Source organism: Neptunomonas antarctica (assembly GCF_001305295.1).
Lineage (GTDB): Bacteria > Pseudomonadota > Gammaproteobacteria > Pseudomonadales > Balneatricaceae > Neptunomonas > Neptunomonas antarctica.
Genome location: NZ_LJSI01000010.1, coordinates 1 through 3,023, shown reverse-complemented (window position 1 = coordinate 3,023; position 3,023 = coordinate 1). Strand labels below are relative to the sequence as shown.

At 49.7% G+C, this 3,023-nt stretch carries 2 protein-coding genes; both read left to right on the top strand.

What is annotated here, in order from left to right; all coding sequences use genetic code 11:
- Positions 1 to 63: 63 nt before the first annotated feature.
- Positions 64 to 1,842 (top strand): ShlB/FhaC/HecB family hemolysin secretion/activation protein, encoded by a 1,779-nt coding sequence (locus Nant_RS00060; RefSeq protein WP_054339602.1) that lies wholly within the window; start codon positions 64 to 66, stop codon positions 1,840 to 1,842.
- A 9-nt stretch (positions 1,843 to 1,851) separates the two neighbouring features.
- A partial coding sequence (locus tag Nant_RS00055; RefSeq protein ID WP_156298813.1) for a two-partner secretion domain-containing protein occupies positions 1,852 to 3,023 on the top strand: 1,172 nt, incomplete at its 3' end.

The following is a 3,023-nucleotide window of genomic DNA, read 5'->3' as shown; positions in this document are numbered from 1 at the left end:
AGTTCGCATTGATAATGCAAATTTATAAATAAATATGCAGCTAATTAGAAAAAGGAGAGCTGGATGTCATATTTTAGTGGTTGTTTAAAACATTTTTTTACGTTGAACGGGAATGCTGTACCAATGCGTATCGGGCTTAGTCTCTGCCTTTCAATCGGTGTGTTGATGCCGGATAGCAGTTTTGCTGCAACTCAAGCAGATATTGAAGCGGCACAGCGCCAATTAAATATCATCCAGCGCCAAGAACAAGATCGTATTGAACGAGATCAAGAAGCCGCCAGACGTCGCACTGATGGCGTGGATGGCATGGATACTCAGCCACTCATGCCAAAAATCACAGTGCCGGCTATTGGCGCTGCTTGCCGCGACATTAAGACAGTCACTATTACTGACGCAGTACACTTGTCAGCGGCGGTTCATAAGCACATTACCGATGAATACAATGGTCACTGTCTCAATGTTGCCGATATTGAGCAGATTCTTGGGATAATAACGAAAGATTATATTGATAGCGGTTATGTGACCACCCGGGCCTATTTGCCTGCTCAGGACCTGAGCACGGGTACGCTGGAAATTTTAGTGATTGAAGGGGTGATAGAAAAAATCCTGATTAAAGATGGCAATACTAATAGCATTTCAGTACTGAATGTTTTCTCCAGTACCGAGGGCGACTTGCTCAATCTGCGTGATTTGGAGCAAGGTATTGATCAGATAAACCGGCTTGCCTCTAATAATGCACAGCTCGATATTCAGCCAGGAGACGCCACCGGTGCAAGTCAGGTGATTGTTTATAATCAACCGGGCTCACCCTTCCATTATTACCTATCGACTGACAACCAAGGCTCAAAATCGACAGGCGAAGTGCAAACGGGCCTGACCTTCACGGCTGATAATCTTCTCGGATTTGACGATATGTTTTCTGCGACGCACCGGGAATCCACACCGGGTGATTCGGAACGTAAATTTTCGGTCAGTGATAGCTTTAACTTCAGCATTCCTTTTGGTTACACCACGGTGTCGTTAGCAACCAGTTACTCACGTTACGCCAGTACTATTCTTGTGCCTAGCGGACAGGAACTCATTGCAAGCGGTAATAACCGATCAGATAGTCTGCAGATTGATCGGGTGATGTATCGTGATCAATCGACGCGTGTGCTGCTGTCGGGTTCAATCACCGGTAAAAATGCACGAAACTACCTTGATAATCAATTTTTGGGCGTGAGTAGCCGTCGCCTGACGGTGCTTGATATCGACGCGAATCTCAGCACGGATTTTGCGGGTGGTCTGCTCTCACTCGATCTCGGTTATGCTCAAGGGCTAAGTGTGGGAGGCGCGCTAAAGGATCCTGATAACCTACCAGACTGGGCGCCGCGCGCTCAGTTTAAAAAGATTAAAGCCGGATTTAACTATAATCGTCCGTTTCGTCTGTTTGATGAAAAAATCAGTTTTACCAGCCAGTTAAGCGCCCAAAAAGCACATAGCGCTGTATATGGGTCAGAACAAATTTCAATTGGCGGCCTCTACTCGGTGCGAGGTTTTGTCAATAATTCACTCTCCGGTGATGACGGTTATTACTGGCGCAATGAACTTTCCGTTCGTAAACCCATAACCATTGGCGGCGAAGTTTTATCGGCTCGCTTCTATGCGGGCTATGACCTCGGCGAGGTCAGTAGTCAAGTCGATGATGTTCCACAAGGCCGCCTGTCGGGCATGGTGGTTGGTATTTCGACTAACTGGCGCGGCGCATCGTTGGAGCTTATCAATACCCGCCCGCTTTCCCTGCCGGACACTATGACGAAAGAGTCCAACCAAACCTGGTTCCGTGTCGCTTACTCATTCTAGGATATTATTATGAACAAAATTCATCGCGTTATCTGGAGTGTGCGTACAGGATCTTGGGTTGTTGTGGCAGAAACCACACACTCGCGTGGTAAAGGGGGAGGGCGTGCTGTCGGCAAAGCATTGCTGGCTGTATTGATTTCATCGGGCTTGGGGGCCGAGTCAGCGTTGGCGGATCAGCCTGCCACGACGGTCATCCCTGCCAGCGGTAAAACCAATGCGTATATCTCAGCGAACGGTGTGCCGGTCGTTAACATTGAGACGGCAAATGCTACGGGCCTCTCGCATAACCGCTATACCCGCTATGATGTTGAGGCCAACGGATTAGTCCTGAACAACGGTAATAATAGCCAAATAGCGCGTCAATCTCAGCTGGCGGGCCAAGTCACCTCGAACATGAATCTGGTGAAGGAAGCCACCGTCATTCTGAACGAAGTGGTGTCTGTTAATCGCAGCACCTTGGCGGGTTATACCGAGGTGTTGGGCGGTAAAGCGGATGTCATTGTAGCGAACCCCTATGGTATTACCTGTGACGGCTGCGGATTTATAAACACGGATCGCGCTACGCTGACGACGGGTACATCGACTATCGGTGCCGATGGCAGCCTTACCGGCTTTACCGTCAATAGCGGGGATGTGTTGATCGGCGCTCAAGGTATCGATGCCACCGCACAACAAGTACTGGATATGGTGACTCGCTCAGTCAAAGTCGACGGTAATATCAACACCAGTCCGACGGGCAGTCTGGGTATCACGACGGGTAATAATAGCTGGAACTACGATAGCCGTAATACGACAGGCACGGTGGCTGGCAATGGTGCCGCACCTTCATACGCTATTGACTCTACCGCCCTGGGCGGCATGTATGCCGGGCGTATCCGTATTATCGCTACCGAAGCCGGTGTTGGCGTACGTATGTTGGGTGATGCGGCGGCGAGCGTTGATGACTTTACGATAAGCAGTGCAGGGAAAGTAGAAATACAGTCCGCCATCAGTGCGGCGCGTGATCTCGCTATCGCGTCAACATCTTCTACCGGTAACAGCGATGTTTTTGTTAAAGGTTTGGATGCCCAGCTATCGGCAGGTCACGATTTGACAGTGTTGGCGACGAATGGCCAGGTCACATTATCAGAGGGGGAACTCTACGCCGCCAACAACCTTGATGTCACAGCGGCTAGCCTGAG

Coding starts and splice junctions, on each gene's coding strand:
- Nant_RS00060 (WP_054339602.1), top strand. CDS start 64: ATGTCATATTTTAGTGGTTGTTTAAAACATTTTTTTACGTTGAACGGG.